Source organism: Paenibacillus baekrokdamisoli (assembly GCF_003945345.1).
In the GTDB taxonomy this organism is placed as follows: domain Bacteria; phylum Bacillota; class Bacilli; order Paenibacillales; family Paenibacillaceae; genus Paenibacillus_Z; species Paenibacillus_Z baekrokdamisoli.
The window spans coordinates 4,320,232-4,338,252 of the sequence record NZ_AP019308.1 but is presented as its reverse complement, the minus strand read 5'-3'; the positions used below and the strand labels follow the sequence as shown (position 1 = coordinate 4,338,252).

The following is an 18,021-nucleotide window of genomic DNA, read 5'->3' as shown; positions in this document are numbered from 1 at the left end:
TGAATTGCAAGAGAGAATCGTCGGGTTTAAGTAGTTGTTAAGAGCCCTTTGTTAATATGGTTAAGGTGATCTGTGCTACATATAAGAACGAGAGGTGGGAACTACGAATGAGGAAGATGGCATGTCGATTGCTGCTGATATTGAATATCGTGGCGATTATTGTCGGAACGATTCCATTCGGAAACAGAACGGCATCGGCTGGCGCTGCTCCGACAGGCGCCCTTTCAGTCTATCAGAAAGCTTATATTCCGAACTATAATAAGGGCACGTTGGATGTGATGGATCTGGTGACCGGTACCGTGGAGACCGGAAAAATCAAGGTTGGGGACTGCCCTACCAGTGCGGCCGTCAATCCTAACGGCACGCAAGTATTCGTCACCAATAACTCAGATTTAACCGTGTCTGTGGTTCATCCGCAAATGGATGAGGTCATTGCAACAATTCGAGTAGGCTCGCCCCCTAGAAGCGTAGCCTTCAACAAGGATGGTAGCAAAGCATATGTGGCAACGGACTCCGGCGTCACAGTAATTGACACGGCAGCGCTTAAAGCGTTGAAGTCCATCCACATCAGTAATGCACTATCCCAGGTATCGGTCGGAAGCTACATTTACGTAGGCACATATGGTGGAACCGTCTCCATGATTGATACGACTACAGATGAAGCTTTGTCGACAACGATTCGGGCAGGAAGCAATATTACCGGGATGTCTGTCAATCCGGCGGGCACCAAGGTTTATACTGCCAATCAAGACGATTGGTCTGTCTCCGTTATTGATGTGGCGACACAGAAATTAGAAAAGAACATTGCAGTAGGCGCCTTTCCTGACCAAACAAAGAAGCCGGGGAACGTCGAGGTTTCCCCGGATGGCAACAGGGTGTATGTAACGGTTTCTGGAAGTAGTCAGATCCAGGTCATCGATGCGGCAACGAATAATATAATTGATTTCCTCCCTGCATTCTCACCGCAGGCTATAGGGATGTCAGCGGACGGCAATAGTCTTTATTCGGTCAATGATTCCTCCGTCAGCATCATTGATCTCAAGACGAAGAGCAGAAAAGATATCGGTATCTATACGGGGCATAAGATAACAGGCACCTTCATGGCTACTTCAGCCATGCTGGCGAATGCTTCCTACTACACGGTAAGCTTCGATTCTCAAGCAGGAAGTCCGGTTGAGCCAGTGAATCTCATTCAAGGCTCGAGAATTGAACTTCCGGCCGCTCCGACGCGTGAAGGCTATACGTTCGCCGGCTGGTTCAAGGATCAACAATTGCAGAATAAATGGCATTTTGCGACGGATATGGTCACCTCCGATAGGACCTTGTATGCCAAATGGGCCATCAATTCGGAGAGCAAGCCGCTGTCTTATCGCAAAGCTTACATACCTAGTACGGCAGTATCCGGGTCGAATTACTATGTGGACGTATTCGACCTCAATACGAGCACCGTTCAGAAGGCCAGAATCAAAGTCGGAAAGAAACCCGTCAGCGTGGGTTACCATCCGAACGGTTCGCAAGTGCTGATAGCCAATCAAGGCGATAATTCCGTCTCGGTCATTGATCCAAACGATGATACGGTCAAGAAGACGATTACGATTAATGGGGCACCCGCGGGAATAGCTTACAAGGCTGATGGCAGCAAGGCCTATGTTGCCACTATCCGCGGTATTTCAATCATTGACACCGTTACTCTGACAGTCATTAAGGAGAGTGATTATGCGGGTTATTATAGAAATGTGGCGGTAGTTGGCAATAAAGTGTACCTCAGCGGTGTCCAAAACAATTTAGGCTATTACATTGATGTTTACGATACAGTAGAAGATAGTTGGCGGAGAAGCTTCAGAGACAGCGGCAGCTTATTCGACTCACCATCCCAAATTGTCGCGAACTCAGCAGGTACGAAGCTGTATTTCGCGAGCGGCAACGGCTCCATCCTGGTCTTTGACGTTGCCAAGGGAAGGATCGAAGCCCGAATTCCGACGACGACCGCGGTTGCGGCTGAAATTTCGGCCGATGGTCGGGAATTGTATGCAGCGGAAATTGGAATTAACAATGGCAAGATAGGGGTGTACAGCACCGCAAGACCGTATAACCTAATCCGAACGATAGACCTGGCCAAGCAGCCTTCCGCAATCGGACTGCTGGCAGATGGCAGCTTTGCCTATATTTTGAATGCCAGCAACAGTTTCAGTATCGTTGATCTTCAAGCAGGCAGCGAGGTTTCCAGGGTGGGTCTGAGCAGCGGAGCCGCCGCGATCGGATCCTTTATGGTTCAGGTTGCGACTGTCACATACGCTTCGGGATTAACGGCTAGCTTCGATTCGCAGTACGGAAGCGCAGTTCCTTATATAACCGGTATCGGTTCTGGATCGAGGATTGAAGCTCCGAGCGCTCCTGTCCGGGCGGGCTTTACGTTCGGTGGATGGTATAAGGACCTGTCTTATGCCGGCCCGTGGCAATTCGATGCCGATACGGTGAACGCCGATATAACGCTTTACGCGAAGTGGATACCGAATAAACCGACATCGGAGGATGACTATCGGGCGGTTCTGCATAAAATCTATCTTCCTCTAATATCCGGTTTCGTGGACGTATTCGATATGGATACGAACGTGATGCAGCAAGAGTTGATCCCGGTAGGCAAATCCTCCGTCGGCGTAGCCATAAGCCCGACGGGCGAGCAAGTGCTTGTCGTGGATTCGGCCTATGGCATTATTACGGCGATTGATCCCATCACGAACGCTGTAGTGGCAGTCGTTCCGGTCGGGTCTAACGCGACAAGTGTCGTCTATTCTTCGGATGGCCGTAAAGCATACGTGGGCGCTTCGCAGGAAGTCCGCGTTATTAATACAAGCACATTAACGGTAGAGAAAACCATCCCTATCGATAATGAGAATCCCGCCAGCCTTTTGACTGTAGGCGACACCCTATATGTCGGCACTTTGATGGGGGTTTATACGGTCGACACCGTAAGTGATCGTTTGGAGGGAAAGCTACGCAATGGCGGCGCTTCGAGCATAGCGGTCAATGCGTCAGGCACGAAGCTTTATTTTGCGAATATGAGTAAGAGCTTCGAAATTTATGATCTTGCAACGAAACAATCAAAAAGCTATAACACCAATACGTCCGGTCCTTGGACGACGATGTCCGCATCGATTGATGTATCATCCGATGAGAAGTATGTTCTTTATAATGAGGATGCAAATGGTTCCCCCAATCTTTATCTTTTTGAGAAATCAGATGTCAATTACGATTACGGCACGAAACGAGTGAGTACGAACGGGACGCGCGTTGTCAATTATTCGGATGACAATAATCAAGCCTATGCGCTTTCCTACGATTCCTTGTACGTCATCGATGTCAAAAAACAGACAGTGCTTGCTCAGGTTAAACTTAACGATAGAATATCGGGAAACATGCATTTTATTCAGGGAAGATTCCTGGCTCCAAAGTCGGCGTCCATGAAACCGAAAGGATTCACGGTAAGCTTCGACGCAATGGAAGGAAGCGCGGTCGACCCGATTAAGAACATTACGGCGGGATCGAAGGTTTCCGGCCCGGCAGAGCCGACCCGGGCAGGCTATGCGTTTGCCGGGTGGTTCAAGGACAAAGCATATGCGAATCGGTGGGATTTCGCTCAAGATAAGGTGGATTCCAACCTGACGTTGTATGCGAAGTGGGACAAGCAGCCGCCAGCACCTGTCTTCAATCCCGCACCTAAGCCTGAACCAGGGAAAGATCCGGGAACAACCGGCATCCCGAACACGGAGCCGACAGGGCCGAATCATCTGCGTGTGAAAGTATCTTCGACGATGATCGCTACGCCTAGCGTCGGCGATGATGCTCCATCTGGGAACGGCGTCATTAACCCTTACACAAAGGGGAATGACATCCCAGGCGTAGATTCAAAGGTAAACCGCTATATTGGATTGTATGAAGTTAATCCAGCAGGCAAAGTGGTCAAGTTCAGTCTCATCGTACTGAAGGATGGCGATTGGAAGCCATACCCTGCTCCAAAGCCGGCGCCAGGCTTTGATCCAGTGCCAGAGCCGGAGCCAGGGCATAACCCGGGCACGACGAGTCTTCCGGATGGGAAGCCGGGAGCCGGCAATCACTTTCTTGCGAAAGTATCCGCCCATGTCATTGAGACGCCTAACGTCGGCGATGATGCGCCAACGGGTCTCGGCGTTACGGATCCTTATCATAGCGGGGACGATATTTCTGGCGTTGACGCCAAAGGCAACCGCTATATTGGTCTTTATGAAATCGACTCGAAGGGCAAAGTGGTCAAATTCCGTCTCTATATTCTGAACGATAAAGACGTGAATCCTGTTCCGCAGCCGACGCCAGCGCCAGGCTTTGATCCGACGCCTAGACCGCATCCTGGCAAGCAGCCGGACACCACGGGCGTTCCGGGCGTCAAGCCGGAAGCGGGCAATCACTTGCGTGTGAAAGTTTCTGCAAGCATTATTGCGACGCCAAACGTGGGCGATGCTGCCCCTTCAGGCAATGGCATTATTAATCCGTACCAAGCAGACGCCGATATACCGGGCGTGGATGCGAAGGTCAACCGTTTTATCGGAATCTATGAAGTGACTGCGCAAGGTAAAGTGGTGAAGTTCACTCTGATCGTATTGAACGATAAGGACATAACGTCAGACGAAGTGCCAGCGCCGGGCTTCGATCCGATTCCTGAGCCTGCACCGGGTCCCGTGCCGGGCAGACCAGGCATACCAAATGTGACAAAAGAAGAGAACAATCATTTGCTCGTCAAAGTGTCTTCGAAGGTCATTGCTACACCGAATGTCGGTGATGCTGCCCCATCAGGCGAGGGGATTATCGATCCGTATACGCCGGGGGCTGACATTAAAGGCGCGGATCCGAAGATCAACCGTTATATCGGACTATATGAGGTCAATGCGCAAGGGAAAGTGGTGAAGTTCCGTCTCATCGTATTGAACGATGAAGATGTGAATGAACCGAATCCGGTACCAAGCTTCACGCCGAAGCCAGATCCTGTGCCGGGAACGAAACCGGGTACAACAGACCTGCCGGGTGCGACCTCTGAGGAAGGCAACCATTTGATTGTGAAAGTGTCTTCGAAGATCATTGATACGCCGAACGTGGGTGATGCTGCGCCGACAACGGGCGTGATCGATCCGTACCAAGCGGTCGACGATATTCCAGGCGCGGACGCGAAGGTCAACCGCTACATCGGGATCTACGAAGTAAACGCGCAAGGCAAAGTGGTGAAGTTTTCTCTGATCGTACTGAACGATGAGGACGTGATAGATCCGATTCTAGTTCCAGGCTTTACGCCGACGCCTAAGCCACAGCCGGGGACCGATCCGGGTACGACGGGCATACCAGTCGTGCAACCAGGAGTAGGCAACCATCTGGTCGTCAAAGTGTCCCAGACTGTCATCGTTACACCAAGCGAGGGAGATGACGCGCCGACACAGGGCGTGATCGCTCCTTATCAAGCAGGCCATGATATTCCGGGTGTGGATGCGAAGGTCAACCGCTACATCGGACTCTATGAAGTGACTGCGCAAGGCAAAGTGGTGAAGTTCACTCTGATCGTACTGAGCGAGAAGGACGTGACACCGACGCCGCAGCTGACGCCAGTACCGGGCTTTACGCCGACACCGGATCCTGAGCCGGGAACCGGGCCGGATACAACCGGCATACCGGGCGTAACGACGGGGGAAGGCAACCATCTGGTCGTTAAAGTGTCACCAGTAGTTATCGATACGCCGAATGAGGGAGATGTCGCGCCGACAACGGGCGTGATCGATCCATACCAAGCAGGCGATGATATTCCGGGCGTGGATGCGAAGGTCAACCGCTACATTGGACTCTATGAAGTCAATGCGCAAGGCAAAGTGGTGAAGTTCCGACTAATCGTACTGAACAATGGTGACGTGAATCCTGGTTCTCCAGCGCCAACGCCGCCAGTACCGGGCTTTACGCCGACGCCTGATCCGAAGCCGGGAACGAAACCGGGCACGACGGACATTCCAGGCGTGACGCCTGGAGCAGGCAACCATCTAGTCGTCCAAGTATCCCAGAAGGTTATCGAAACGCCTAATATGGGAGATAACGCGCCGACAACGGGTGTGATCAATCCATACCAAGCAGGTGACGATATTCCAGGCGTGGATGCGAAGGTCAATCGATACATCGGCCTATATGAAGTGGATGCACAAGGCAAAGTGGTGAAGTTCACTTTGATCATATTGAATGAGAATGATGTGACACCGACGCCTCATCCGGTACCAGTACCTGGCGTTACACCGACACCGGATCCGAAGCCGGGAACGAAACCGGGCACGACGGTCATACCGGGCGTGCAGCCGGGTGGAGACAATCACCTGGTCGTTAAAGTTTCATCGGTGATTATCGACACGCCAAGCGAGGGAGATGACGCGCCGACAACAGGCGTGATCAATCCGTACCAAGCAGGAGACGATATTCCTGGCGCGGATACGAAGGTCAACCGCTACATTGGCCTCTATGAAGTAAACGCGCAAGGCAAAGTCGTGAAGTTCTCCCTGATCGTATTGAACGACGGTGACGTGAACGATCCGAAGTCAGTACCGGGCTTTACACCGACGCCTAAGCCACAGCCGGGAACGAATCCGGGCACAACTGGCATTCCGGGCGTAACGCCGGGAGAAGGGAACCATCTGGTTGTTAAAGTGTCCCAGTCTGTAATCGATACGCCAAATGAAGGAGATGACGCGCCAACAACGGGCGTGATCAATTCGTACCAAGAAGGCGATGATATTCCGGGCGTCGATGCGAGAGTAAACCGCTACATCGGTCTATACGAAGTGAACGCACAAGGCAAAGTAGTTAAGTTCCGTCTGATCGTACTAAGCGAGAAGGACGTGACACCAACGCCGAAGCCAGTACCAGGCTTTACGCCGAAGCCTAAGCCGCAGCCGGGATCCGAACCGGGTACTACGGGTATACCGGGCGTGACGCCGGGGGAAGGGAACCATCTGGTCATCAAAGTGTCTTCGAGCATCATTGCGACGCCGAGCATCGGTGACGATGCGCCTTCAGGCACTGGAATCATTAACCCGTATCAAGGCGACGATATTCCGGGCGTGGATGCGAAAGTAAATCGCTACGTCGGTGTATACGAGGTTGATTCGCAAGGCAAAGTGGTGAAATTCCGCCTGATCGTGTTGAACGATAAAGACGTGAATCCGGGCTCTCCGGCACCACATCCGGGAACCAAGCCGGGCACAACCGGCATTCCTGGTGCGCCAAATGGCGAGAATAATCACTTTATCATCAAAGTATCCTCGAGTGTTATCGCGACACCGAGCATCGGTGATAGTGCGCCAACGACAGGCGTCATTGATCCGTATACGCCAGGCAGCGACATTCCGGGCGTAGATGCCAAAGTGAATCGTTTTATCGGACTGTACGAGGTGGATGCACAAGGCAAAATCGTAAGCTTCCGTCTGATCGTGTTGAATGATAAAGACGTGAACCCTATGCCTAAGCCGACGCCAGCACCGGACTTTACGCCGAAGCCTGTCACTGTTCCAGGCACGAAACCATGTACAACGGATATCGTGAACCTTACACCTGGAGCAAACAATCATCTGCGCGTGAAAGTGTCCTCGCGTATCATCGAGACGCCGAACGCAGGAGACGATGCGCCAACGGGAAGTGATGTCATCAACCCGTATGTGAAAGGCAGCGATATTCCAGGTGTAGATGCGAGGATCAATCGTTATATTGGTGTGTATGAAGTGGATGAGAATGGAAAAGTCGTGAAATTCCGCTTGATTATGTTGAATCAGCAAGATATTTCACCTATTCCAGGTCAACTGCAGCAGGACAGCGATCAGCTCGCCATTGGATATCAGGAAGGCGATAATGCAGAGCGTGTATCCAAGACGTTGTATTTGCCTGGCAAAGGGCCATCCAGCAAATCCACCGTTACGTGGATATCCAGCAATGAAGCCTACATCGACGCTAATGGACATGTCACTCGTCCTGATGTAGACGCTCAGGATGTGTATGTCACGCTGACGGCTATCATTCGAGACAATGAGACAGGGGCGGTAACGACCAAGACGTTCGTCGTGAAGGTTGTCAAGCTGACGGATGAAGATGCGGTTCGCGAGGCTGCGAAAAATCTGACCATCGATAACGCCTTCACGTTCGCGCAAGGGGATACTTGGGAATCCGTCACGCTGCCATTCCTTATGCTGGCTAAAGGATTGCACGGTACATCCATCGCATGGTCTTCCGCTGATCCGAGCACGATCGACATTGCAACGCAAGACGGCAGCGTCCATGCAACGGTCACAAGGCCTGAGAGCAAGGACAAACATCTCGTGCTGACCGCGAAGATTACGAGAGGGACGGCTTCGATTACGAAGACATTCTTGATGGTCATCACCAACAAGACGGTCGCTAAGGATGCGAATCAGACAAGGCAACCGACGGGAAGAACGGCAGAAGCGACTGCTAATCCGGACGGTACGCTAAGCAAGGTTCAATTCACGATCCTGAGAACACAGCTTTCCGATGGAACCAGAATCGATACCATCATCGTCGATCCGGCGAAGATGGAGCAATTAACGAATAACTTCAATCCGGGCGATAGTAAAGAAGCGAATCGTACAGTCAGGCTGAATATGAGCCAGCCAGCGCAAAATCCAGCGGATGAATTCGCTATTGAAATTCCAAGCAGTGCCATTACAGCAATTGCGGATCGGAACGGACTGCTCGAAATCCGTACGGATGAAGGCAGCATTTATCTCGATAGGGCTGCGCTGGCAAAGCTGGCGGATCAAGGATCGGATCTGTTTTTCCGAATCGTTCCTGTCCGTAATGAAGCAGAGCAGAGCGATGCCGCGGACGCGCTGAAATCCAGCTCCCTGTTGAACCAGGCAGCAAAGCACGGGGGATTCAAGCGTCTCGACATTCCAAGAAAGATTGAAACGAATTTGACCGGAAGCACGACGAAGGTCGTTCTGCCGCTGAGCAGTGCCATGCTTCGAGGGATTGACGTATCGACGTTGCATGTGTTCGTTGAACATTCGGACGGAACGACGGAGCTGCTGGCAGGTACGATCGAGTATGAGAATGGACTGCCAACAGGGATCGCGTTTGATATTAATCGCTTCAGTCGTTTTCAGGTTGTCGCTGAAGAGCTGAGCGGTGGATCTTCAAGCAATGGCAAATATCCTGCGCCGGCCTTCAATCCATCAGCCACGCTTGATCAAGGCAGCAAGAATGGAACGACTAAAGTCACTACACCGCCTCCAAGCAAGGGGAACCGGATTGTCGTTCAAGTTTCAGACAAGCCGGTTGCAGTTCCGAATATTGGCGACCCAGCTCCAGTTGGCAAAGGAGTCATCGATCCTTACCGGCTTGGCAGCGATATAGGGGGCGTCGATCCGAAGAACAATCGTTATATTGCGGTGTATGAGGTCGACAGCGATAATCGTATCGTTAGATTCCAGCTGCTGGTTCTGACAGAAGAAGACATGTATTCCAGCGCTCGCTTGATCGACCTGTACGTGAACGAGCAGGTACAGAAAGATACCGCGAAGCTGGAAGAGCATTCGGCGAATGGGACAATGACAGCGGTCATCACCGTAGATAACGAAGCGATCATGAAGCAAGTCAGCGTATCGCCAACAGGCAGCGTGCTGAAGGTTCCGCAAGTGACGGATTCCAAGTATGTTCAAGTGGTGATGAACGGTGAATTGTTGAAATCCATGATTCAACAAGCAGGAGTATTCCGTATCGAGAGCAAGCTGGCGATCTATACCGTGCCAGCAGCAGCTATCGACAGCAAGAAGCTCTTCGCTAAGCTGGGCAATCCTACGGACCTCAGCAGCGTACAAGTTACATTCACGATTGCGCTTGCTGATCCAGCAGTCGAGACGAAGATGAAGACGCTGGCTGGAACCAACAAGGCGGTCATGAAAGTAAGCCCTGTCCAGTTCTCGATTTCAGCAGAGCTGAACGGTAAGAAAGCAGTAGTCGATCAATTCAACAGCTATGTTCAGCGTGCTATCCGCATTGCGGATGACGCCCAGATGTCGAGTATAACGACAGGCGTCTCACTGGCAAGCAATGGTGCCCTGCTGCACATGCCGACTCGCATCGAAATTCGCGATGGAGAGCGGTTTGCCATTATTAGCAGCTTGTACAACGGACCTTTCGCGTTGATCAGCAAAGAGCTTTCGTTTGGCGATGTGCAAGGACATTGGGCAGCAGCAACCGTCCACGATCTGGCAGCAAGGACGATTATTAAGGGAACTTCCGTTGGCAAATTCGAGCCGAATCGTTCCATTACGCGTGCCGAGTTCGTTGCCATTCTTGTTCAAGCGCTCGGCTTGAAGAGAGGAGCGAATGCGGAGCATCGGTTCAGCGACGTGAAGCAGACGGATTGGTATGCAGAGTACGTGGCTGTAGCTGCGGAATTCAAGCTGGTCAACGGCTATACGACCGGAGAGTTCAAACCGATGAATGCCATTACGAGGGAAGAAGCGATGGCCATCATTGCGAATGCGATGAAGCTGGTCGGCTTGGCTAAGGAGGTTCAGCCCGGTACGATGAAGGCGACGCTATCCGCTTACACGGACAGCAGCCAAGCCTCGAAATGGGCACAGAACAGTATCGCCCAGTTGATCCAATCGGGCATTGTACGTGGCCGTACAGCTGATAAGATTGAGCCCAAGGCAAAGATTACCCGAGCCGAGGTAGCGACGATCGTACTCAAGCTATTGCGTGCTTCCAGCTTAATTAATGGAACGTCTTCCGGAAAATAGTCAGTATCATGAAGCAGCCTTGATTCGATCGATGATCGAGCCAAGGCTGTTTTAGCGGGACAAACAGAGAGAGCGGCTCTCTGTTTTTTTGGGAGCGTTTTGGAAGGACGGTTTGGTACGCTGTCGTTGTTTATCCAATTTTGACGAATATGCGAGGAGGATGATAGGGCGTTCATGGGAAGTTTGTGAAGCAGCATCAGAGAGGAGGAGAATACGAAATGAGCCATGATTCGGCGGAGAAAAATTCGGGTTCTGTTTTTCTCCGCAGCCGCAGGAAAAAAACCGTATTTGCGAAATCCTGACCATGTTTTCAGAGAAAAATCGAATCGATGGCAGGATGTGGGCGCAAACTTGCCGAATGCTGGCCGACTGCGGATTTACCGATCTTCTGGCCACATCGGCCCCCTTGCCCAATGCCGTTATATACAGGGATGCGAGCGATTTCGCGTCCCTCTTTTTTATTCGAAGTTGGAGGTTACAAGTCGCTGCCCTAGTAATGAGTAATATTAATAATTAATAGTTTTCTAATGAGCCTTTAATCAAACTATAGTAATGTTATTTTACACTCACTATGATGACGCGTTTTAAAAACAGATCTCATTGATTGATTGAGGGAGTAATAAAAATAAGTTGTGGTCAACCACAGCAAAGAGAGGGACTTATGAATGGAAGCGAACCCAAATAAGTTGAAAATTTTGCTTAACAAGGTACCGGAAGTTACGATTTTCTTTTGGATCGTCAAGATTTTATGCACAACGGTCGGTGAAACCTTTGCTGATTTCTTGAATTTCAGTCTTGGATTTGGTTTAACGCTCACTACAGTAGCCATGGGCATAGCGTTTTTCATTGTCTTGTTTTTTCAATTCAGAGCAACTAAATATGTTCCGGGCATTTATTGGCTAACGGTTGTGCTTATAAGCGTATTCGGGACGTTAGTCACGGATAATTTAACTGACAATGTCGGAATACCGCTTGAGACGAGTACCATCGTGTTCTCCGTGCTGCTGGGATTAGTTTTTCTTTTTTGGTATCTTAGCGAAAAAACACTCTCGATTCACTCGATTTTCACAAGAAAAAGAGAAGTTTTCTATTGGCTAACTATTCTTTTCACATTTGCGCTTGGAACGGCAGTCGGCGATTTATTTTCGGAACAACTCGGTCTTGGTTATCTTAACACTGGGCTGTCCGTCATTATTATAATCGCTTGCGCATTCCTGGGCTGGAAATTCTTGAAGCTGAACGGGATATTGGCATTCTGGATTGCGTATATCCTTACTCGTCCGCTCGGTGCTTCCTTAGGGGATTACCTCTCTCAACCCAAACTCAATGGCGCGTTAGGGTTGGGGACAACCGTTACAAGCGTGATTTTTCTTATCGCGATTCTCGCTATCATCGTATTCCTTGCGGTTACTAAATTCGATACAACGGGAAAAAGCGAAGCAGCGGAAACAGAGCAATCAAGAGGAAGCAAGAAAAATGTTCTGATGCAAACCGTTGCGGTCCTATGTGTTTTCTTAGTCGTCGTTATCGGCGGCTATGTGGGCTTAAGCAAAAACATAGCCACGCAAATCGATTCTACACAAGCAGCTACATTAGCTGGACAATTAAACGATTTTGATAAAATCGAAAACGATATGCTAAAAGCCGTAAACGCCGATGACTTTGCTGCTGCGAAGAAAGGCGCTGACGACTTGGAACATCAATGGGATGTATCGGAGCCGAAGCTTAGAAAAACGGACGGCACGACATGGACCAAAATCGATGGAACGATTGACGTTGTGCTGGCAGCCGTTCGTTCGGGTAAACCAGATGCCAGCCAGAGCAAATCTGCACTTAATGATTCACTTAGCGTCATAAACGAAGCAAATCAAACAGCATCGCAAACCGATTCGTCGCCAAATAAACCAACTGGACCCTATACTGATTTTGTCACAATCGAAAACGACATGCTAAACGCTGTAAACGCGAATGACTTTGCTGCTGCGAAAAAAGGCGCAGACAATTTGGAACATCAATGGGACGTGTCGGAACCTAAGCTTAGGAAGATGGATGGAAAAACGTGGACCAAAATTGATGGAACGATTGACGTTGTTTTAGCAGCCGTTCGTTCAGGAAGCCCCGATGCAAGCAAGTGTAAATCTGCTCTTAATGATTCGCTTAGTATTATCAACGAAGCAAATAAATAAACAGGAGAAACGGTCTCGGTATTTTGTTCGCGAATTGGTATCATAACGGGATGGAAATTCCTGTTGGCGAGGAAGAAGCGAATTCCTATTGGAAGCTGAAGCTGGCCGAGACCGAGCGATTTGCCTCTACGCCCCACCTGCTGTTGATGAACGGATTGATCGGGTTATCGATAATAGCATTGATGCCGAGAAGTCGGGCGAGAATTGCTCATGTACAGTTATGAATAAGGTGAAGAAGAGCTTCAGCTCGCTGCTGGTATTATCCCCTTTAAGTAGACACTCAAAAAAACCTTCATGTGATCATGAAGAAACGAGTGAACTTAGAGGGGATCTTCAAGTTACAGAGAGGTCGCACAGCATCTGGGAATCAGGAATTGTACACAGTAAAAGGTCGGTGCATGTCTCATCTGCTCGACATAACCCGGCTTCAGGAGCATCGCATCGCTTTGCAGCTGAAACCGCTCAAAATTCAAGCGATCGTTCCCGGGATGGCGATGCTAAGTATATGGCGGAAGGCAAGCCTGTGTAACTGCTAGGATTTAGTTCATCGCGGCAGATGGGAACCAAGTAGGCTATGTTCCCGCATACGACACATGTGGAGTGTCTAATATTGATGGTTCTAATCGGCAGTCATTCCCATACCGTTTGTCACAAAATGACCCCTAATCTCGTACCCTATTTTCCCAACATTTCCTCTTGTACTAACAAACACCATCTGTATTTCCTCGTATATACATACATTGATCCTGAATGATTAGTTAAAATCATATCATCGTTTGCTTTAACAATCGACTCATACTGTCAAAAAAACGGCAAGATCAGTTATGACTATTGTAACATTTAACTGTATATACTCAAAAATATACATAAAAATGCGGTAGTGTGCTATATTTTATTCGGTTGAACTTGAAGAATACGTTATGACTAAAGTCGTTTAAGATAACGGAAGTTAATTAACAAGGAAGTGAAAGAAATGAAGCAAATTGTTGAGGTATGTCTATTAGCAGGAAAGCTGATGCTGCAGAATGGTGCCGAAACCTACAGGGTGGAAGATACGATGACACGGATATCTCAATCCTATGGGATTATTGAATCTCATAGCTATGTCACGCCAACCGCGATTCTATTTTCCATTGAAGGAGCAGACATAACTAGATTAGCGCGAATATCGGACCGTACCATTCGGCTTGATAAGGTAACTGAAGTTAATGGGATTTCTAGGCGGATCAGCAATGGAGAGCTCACTGTTCAAGAGGCCTATCAGTTGTTGAAAGAGGTCGAAGCATCAGAGAAGGTCTATCCTATAGGATTCAGTATGACTGTTGCTGGATTGGCGAGCGGCTGTTTCCTCATCATGTTCGGGGGGCTGTGGAAAGACGTTATACCAGCTGTATTAGCTGGTGGTTTCGGGTACTTCTGTCTTATTAAAGTCCAAAGATATGTGCATATTAAATTCTTTTCTGAGTTTACGGCATCTTTAATCATCGGAGTGCTGGCAAGCCTCTTAGTGGAGGTGAATCTTGGCATTCAGTTCGATAAAATCGTAATTGGTTCCGTTATGCCTCTTGTACCCGGACTTTTAATTACAAATGCTGTTCGAGATCTCATGGCTGGACATTTGGTTTCAGGTCTATCCAAAGGCTCTGAAGCGTTCCTTACGGCTTTTGCCATCGGGACTGGGATTGTCGTTGTATTAAACTGGATGGGATAAGGGAGCAGAGACATGATATACATATTGACACATTTATTAACTAGCTTCTTTGCATCTGCAGCATTCGGTATCCTGTTCTATGCACCGCGCAAATCCATACTCCACTGCGGCTTTATCGGTATGGTGGGATGGATGACGTACCTTATGTTTCTGAGAACAGTCGACCCGATTGTTGCAACTCTTGCCGCATCTTTCGCCGTTACGATCATCGGTCATCTATTCTCCAAGGCGTACCGGAAGCCAATTATTGTTTATAGTGTATCAGGCATTATTCCGCTTGTACCAGGAGGACTTGCTTATGAGGCCATGCGATTATTCGTTCAGAAAGACTACACAGGCGCTCTTTCAGCTGCTGCTGAAGCCTTTCTTATCTCGGGTGCTATCGCTGTAGGTTTAGTGGCTTCGGAAGTTCTGAATCAAATTGTCAAAGGTACTGGAAGAGACAAACGTTCCTAGTCTAAGGTCAAATATAATTAATGCGGAACAATAGAGCGTAAGCTGCGCTATTTCCGCTTTTTTTTTTTATATAGGACCGAAAAAGAAGATAGCTGCGAAATTTATAAGATAGCTGTAAGGAATGAACTACACTTCGGGATGTGATGAAATGGATAATATATCCACAATAACGATAGAAGAAATGATAACCGAAACGGAGCTGTTTCAATCGGTCTATCCGGAATTATCTAGTGAAATTGAAAGAGGAGAGAATACACGAGGTAAACTAAATGAGTTCCAGCTTATGCAGGCAATTGCTCACGCTAAGAATGGATTAGGAGTTTTGAATTACGAACGTCGGCAAATCATTAATGCCATTTTTGAGGCATTCTCTGCTATTTATCGAAGTGATGGCCGGGCATCTGCGGAAGTTTGGGCCTATGAAAATTTTGGATGCAGGGAAATTCAGGCAGAGCGTGAGGATTTGAGTGCTATTCGAGATAGAATGGAAGAGCTGGAACAACTCATTCAATGGAAAGAAAGTGAACTATTGCAGATTTATAGGGAATTTCATAGATTAAAGCAGTATCTTGTGAATAATCCCTGATTTTTCTGAAGTATTGTACTTGCCTCAAGTTTATTTATGGAAATGTTCGTATCCCTAATCATAATATTTAAGGAAGAGATGACTTTAGAATTCGTTCTAATTGATAGCAAGCATTATGTTGACCTCTCCCCACAGCGGTGGAGGTTTTTTCATGCGAACATATACTCGGAGTAGTATGATCGATGTGTTGGTTATTGTATGATGGATAATAGAACGGCTGCCTCAATAGGTATTTATCATATAGAACATAGGAGGATTACATGTCCTGGAGCAAATTGAAGCAACAACTGGAGAGTTTTCTCAGTCCTGCGTTATTTGGGAGGGTCGAATACCGCGCAACCAGTTACCGTTATTTACCTGATAAAGCAGGACTTTGTTATATTGCGGTAGATAAAAAGAACGTACTCAATATGAGTGATATAACTACCTCAATCAGATGGTATCAGACAGAGCTGGAAATTAAGAATGATTCAGATATCCAAATTCCTATCAGCAATGAAGAAATTGAAGCGGTTAGAAAAGATACCAAGGGGATAGTTCCTGAGGATCGTCTAAAAGTAATGGCAAGAAGTAGGAAAAAATCAGAATATGCAAAGGAGCTTTTGTCAGCACAGTCATCATTAAGTAAATCAAATTTTATAGTTGAAGCTACTAAGTTTTTATCCACTTCTATAGAGGAAAGCATAGCGAGTAATGATATCTTATTGAATATTTTAGCTTTGGTGGACAGACGAGTTGGGAAAAAGCGAATTTTAAACATGACCGAGAAGATGAAGTTAAAGCATCCAATTGTGCAGTATTTTTATGAGCTACGGATTAGTACGTTATGAAAATAAATAACTCATTCACCTCCAATCGGGAGGTTTTTTTATGCGAACAAACGCTTGCTGACAGATTGTTGCTTACCACGCTCCAAATCTTGTTTTTTGGAAATGCTGTAAAATGATTACGTAGAACAATTTTATTATGGAGGAATACATCAAATGCCAGACGTAGTTGAAGAGCTCAAGAAAATGTCTCAAAAAAAGGGATTTGAAAATAAAAATGATTTCCAACAGCTGCTGGAAAAATGCAAGACCATAGCGTTGTCAAGTGCAGATGTTGAATTTTTAACAGAACTATATTCTTTAGCAAAAAAATTGTACATTCGTAACACAATAATGATGTCACTTGTGTTTTGTGAGGATATTGATTTGAAGGATTTTTTCTTCAAAGCCTTTAAAAAAGAACGCTATCTAGATATGAGATTGACTGCAATCCGAGGATACGCGAATTATGCCACTGAAAAAGAAGTAGAGAAACTGATGTCTAAGTTTATAGAAATTCTGATGAAGCGTCCTGAAAATACACCATATAACTATCAAGAATATGAGTTGATTCGTTCTGCTTTTGGGTTACCGTATTTAGTAAATAGATTTGGATACGCTTGTTTTATTCAGGCATATGCACAAGAAGAAAAACAATACAATGCAATGCCAGATGCTTTCAAAGGACATTTTACGATAAATGAAAAAGGAAATTATGTCCAACTTCGGTCACCAGAAGAAACCACGAAAATGCTTGATGAATTTTAAGTCCCACTGTTCCTGTTCCCTCTGTATAAATGCAAGGTCATCCCTCTACCACGCACAGCTCACTTCTTTCTAGTTGAAACGGGCTTTTCTATAACAGCTGTACAAGAGGAAACAGTTTTTTTGGAGTGGGCATTTCCTATTGAAATGCAGCTTTTTTAATCATTTGGAAGATGATGGAAGGCGGAAGCAATTCGAGAAAATCGTCTTACAAATGAAAGAACATATGGGGCATCCCACCTTAACTCTTCATATCGATCAAAGAGGAAAATTCATCGATGTACGGCAATTTCATCATCGTGCTGATGGAAAAATTGGCTATCATTTATTTCCTTATGCAGAAGATGAGCAGGGACGTTGGCGTGAAAATTTGGGTATTGGCTTTGATCACACTGGCATGAATTTTATTAGTAAGCCGGAATGGAAAATGATCCTGAAGCATTGGACGCAACTTGCATTCAATAACCCATCTAGCGCTGAATTTATAGATTATGTAAGTCGGTGGGTGATAACAACGCTAGAGCATGTGGATGAAATTGCGATTGAAGGGAATTTGTAATTTGCCGATCCCGTTTATGAAATCTATAAGGAGCGGTTCATCAGCTTGGCAGTTGGGCTTGAATGTAGCAATGATATTCGAAGAGCTAAGTCGGTTTTAAATTTCATGGTAATATTTGACTATTAAAAATAAATCGTT

Annotated in this window: 9 protein-coding genes; all 9 read left to right on the top strand. The window is 47.5% G+C overall.

The window, feature by feature from the left end:
• Positions 1–107: 107 nt before the first annotated feature.
• The 9 genes from EKN16_RS19095 to EKN16_RS19055 all read left to right on the top strand — a co-directional run bounded on the left by EKN16_RS19095 (position 108) and on the right by EKN16_RS19055 (position 17,883).
• On the top strand, positions 108–10,814 hold the full coding sequence (locus tag EKN16_RS19095; RefSeq protein ID WP_164522878.1) for an InlB B-repeat-containing protein: 10,707 nt from the start codon (positions 108–110) through the stop codon (positions 10,812–10,814).
• Positions 10,815–11,479: 665 nt separating this feature from the next.
• Positions 11,480–13,000 carry a COG4705 family protein gene (locus EKN16_RS19090; protein ID WP_125660744.1) on the top strand — a complete coding sequence of 507 codons (1,521 nt, stop codon included), beginning with the start codon at positions 11,480–11,482 and terminating at the stop codon, positions 12,998–13,000.
• Positions 13,001–13,088: 88 nt separating this feature from the next.
• Positions 13,089–13,529, top strand: coding sequence for a hypothetical protein (locus EKN16_RS19085; RefSeq protein WP_125660741.1), 441 nt, complete (start codon positions 13,089–13,091; stop codon positions 13,527–13,529).
• Between the two features lie 444 nt (positions 13,530–13,973).
• Positions 13,974–14,711 carry a threonine/serine exporter family protein gene (locus tag EKN16_RS19080; protein ID WP_125660738.1) on the top strand — a complete coding sequence of 246 codons (738 nt, stop codon included), beginning with the start codon at positions 13,974–13,976 and terminating at the stop codon, positions 14,709–14,711.
• A gap of 12 nt (positions 14,712–14,723) precedes the next feature.
• Positions 14,724–15,167 (top strand): threonine/serine exporter family protein, encoded by a 444-nt coding sequence (locus EKN16_RS19075; protein ID WP_125660734.1) that lies wholly within the window; start codon positions 14,724–14,726, stop codon positions 15,165–15,167.
• Positions 15,168–15,315: 148 nt separating this feature from the next.
• Positions 15,316–15,753 carry a hypothetical protein gene (locus EKN16_RS19070; protein ID WP_125660731.1) on the top strand — a complete coding sequence of 146 codons (438 nt, stop codon included), beginning with the start codon at positions 15,316–15,318 and terminating at the stop codon, positions 15,751–15,753.
• 260 nt (positions 15,754–16,013) lie between these two features.
• Positions 16,014–16,583, top strand: coding sequence for an SF0329 family protein (locus EKN16_RS19065; protein ID WP_125660727.1), 570 nt, complete (start codon positions 16,014–16,016; stop codon positions 16,581–16,583).
• Positions 16,584–16,736: 153 nt separating this feature from the next.
• On the top strand, positions 16,737–17,327 hold the full coding sequence (locus EKN16_RS19060) for a hypothetical protein (RefSeq protein WP_125660724.1): 591 nt from the start codon (positions 16,737–16,739) through the stop codon (positions 17,325–17,327).
• A 211-nt stretch (positions 17,328–17,538) separates the two neighbouring features.
• Positions 17,539–17,883 (top strand): hypothetical protein, encoded by a 345-nt coding sequence (locus EKN16_RS19055; RefSeq protein ID WP_125660721.1) that lies wholly within the window; start codon positions 17,539–17,541, stop codon positions 17,881–17,883.
• The last annotated feature ends 138 nt before the right edge of the window (positions 17,884–18,021 follow it).

Coding starts and splice junctions, on each gene's coding strand:
- EKN16_RS19095 (WP_164522878.1), top strand. CDS start 108: ATGAGGAAGATGGCATGTCGATTGCTGCTGATATTGAATATCGTGGCG.
- EKN16_RS19090 (WP_125660744.1), top strand. CDS start 11,480: ATGGAAGCGAACCCAAATAAGTTGAAAATTTTGCTTAACAAGGTACCG.
- EKN16_RS19080 (WP_125660738.1), top strand. CDS start 13,974: ATGAAGCAAATTGTTGAGGTATGTCTATTAGCAGGAAAGCTGATGCTG.
- EKN16_RS19075 (WP_125660734.1), top strand. CDS start 14,724: ATGATATACATATTGACACATTTATTAACTAGCTTCTTTGCATCTGCA.
- EKN16_RS19070 (WP_125660731.1), top strand. CDS start 15,316: ATGGATAATATATCCACAATAACGATAGAAGAAATGATAACCGAAACG.
- EKN16_RS19065 (WP_125660727.1), top strand. CDS start 16,014: ATGTCCTGGAGCAAATTGAAGCAACAACTGGAGAGTTTTCTCAGTCCT.
- EKN16_RS19060 (WP_125660724.1), top strand. CDS start 16,737: ATGCCAGACGTAGTTGAAGAGCTCAAGAAAATGTCTCAAAAAAAGGGA.
- EKN16_RS19055 (WP_125660721.1), top strand. CDS start 17,539: ATGAAAGAACATATGGGGCATCCCACCTTAACTCTTCATATCGATCAA.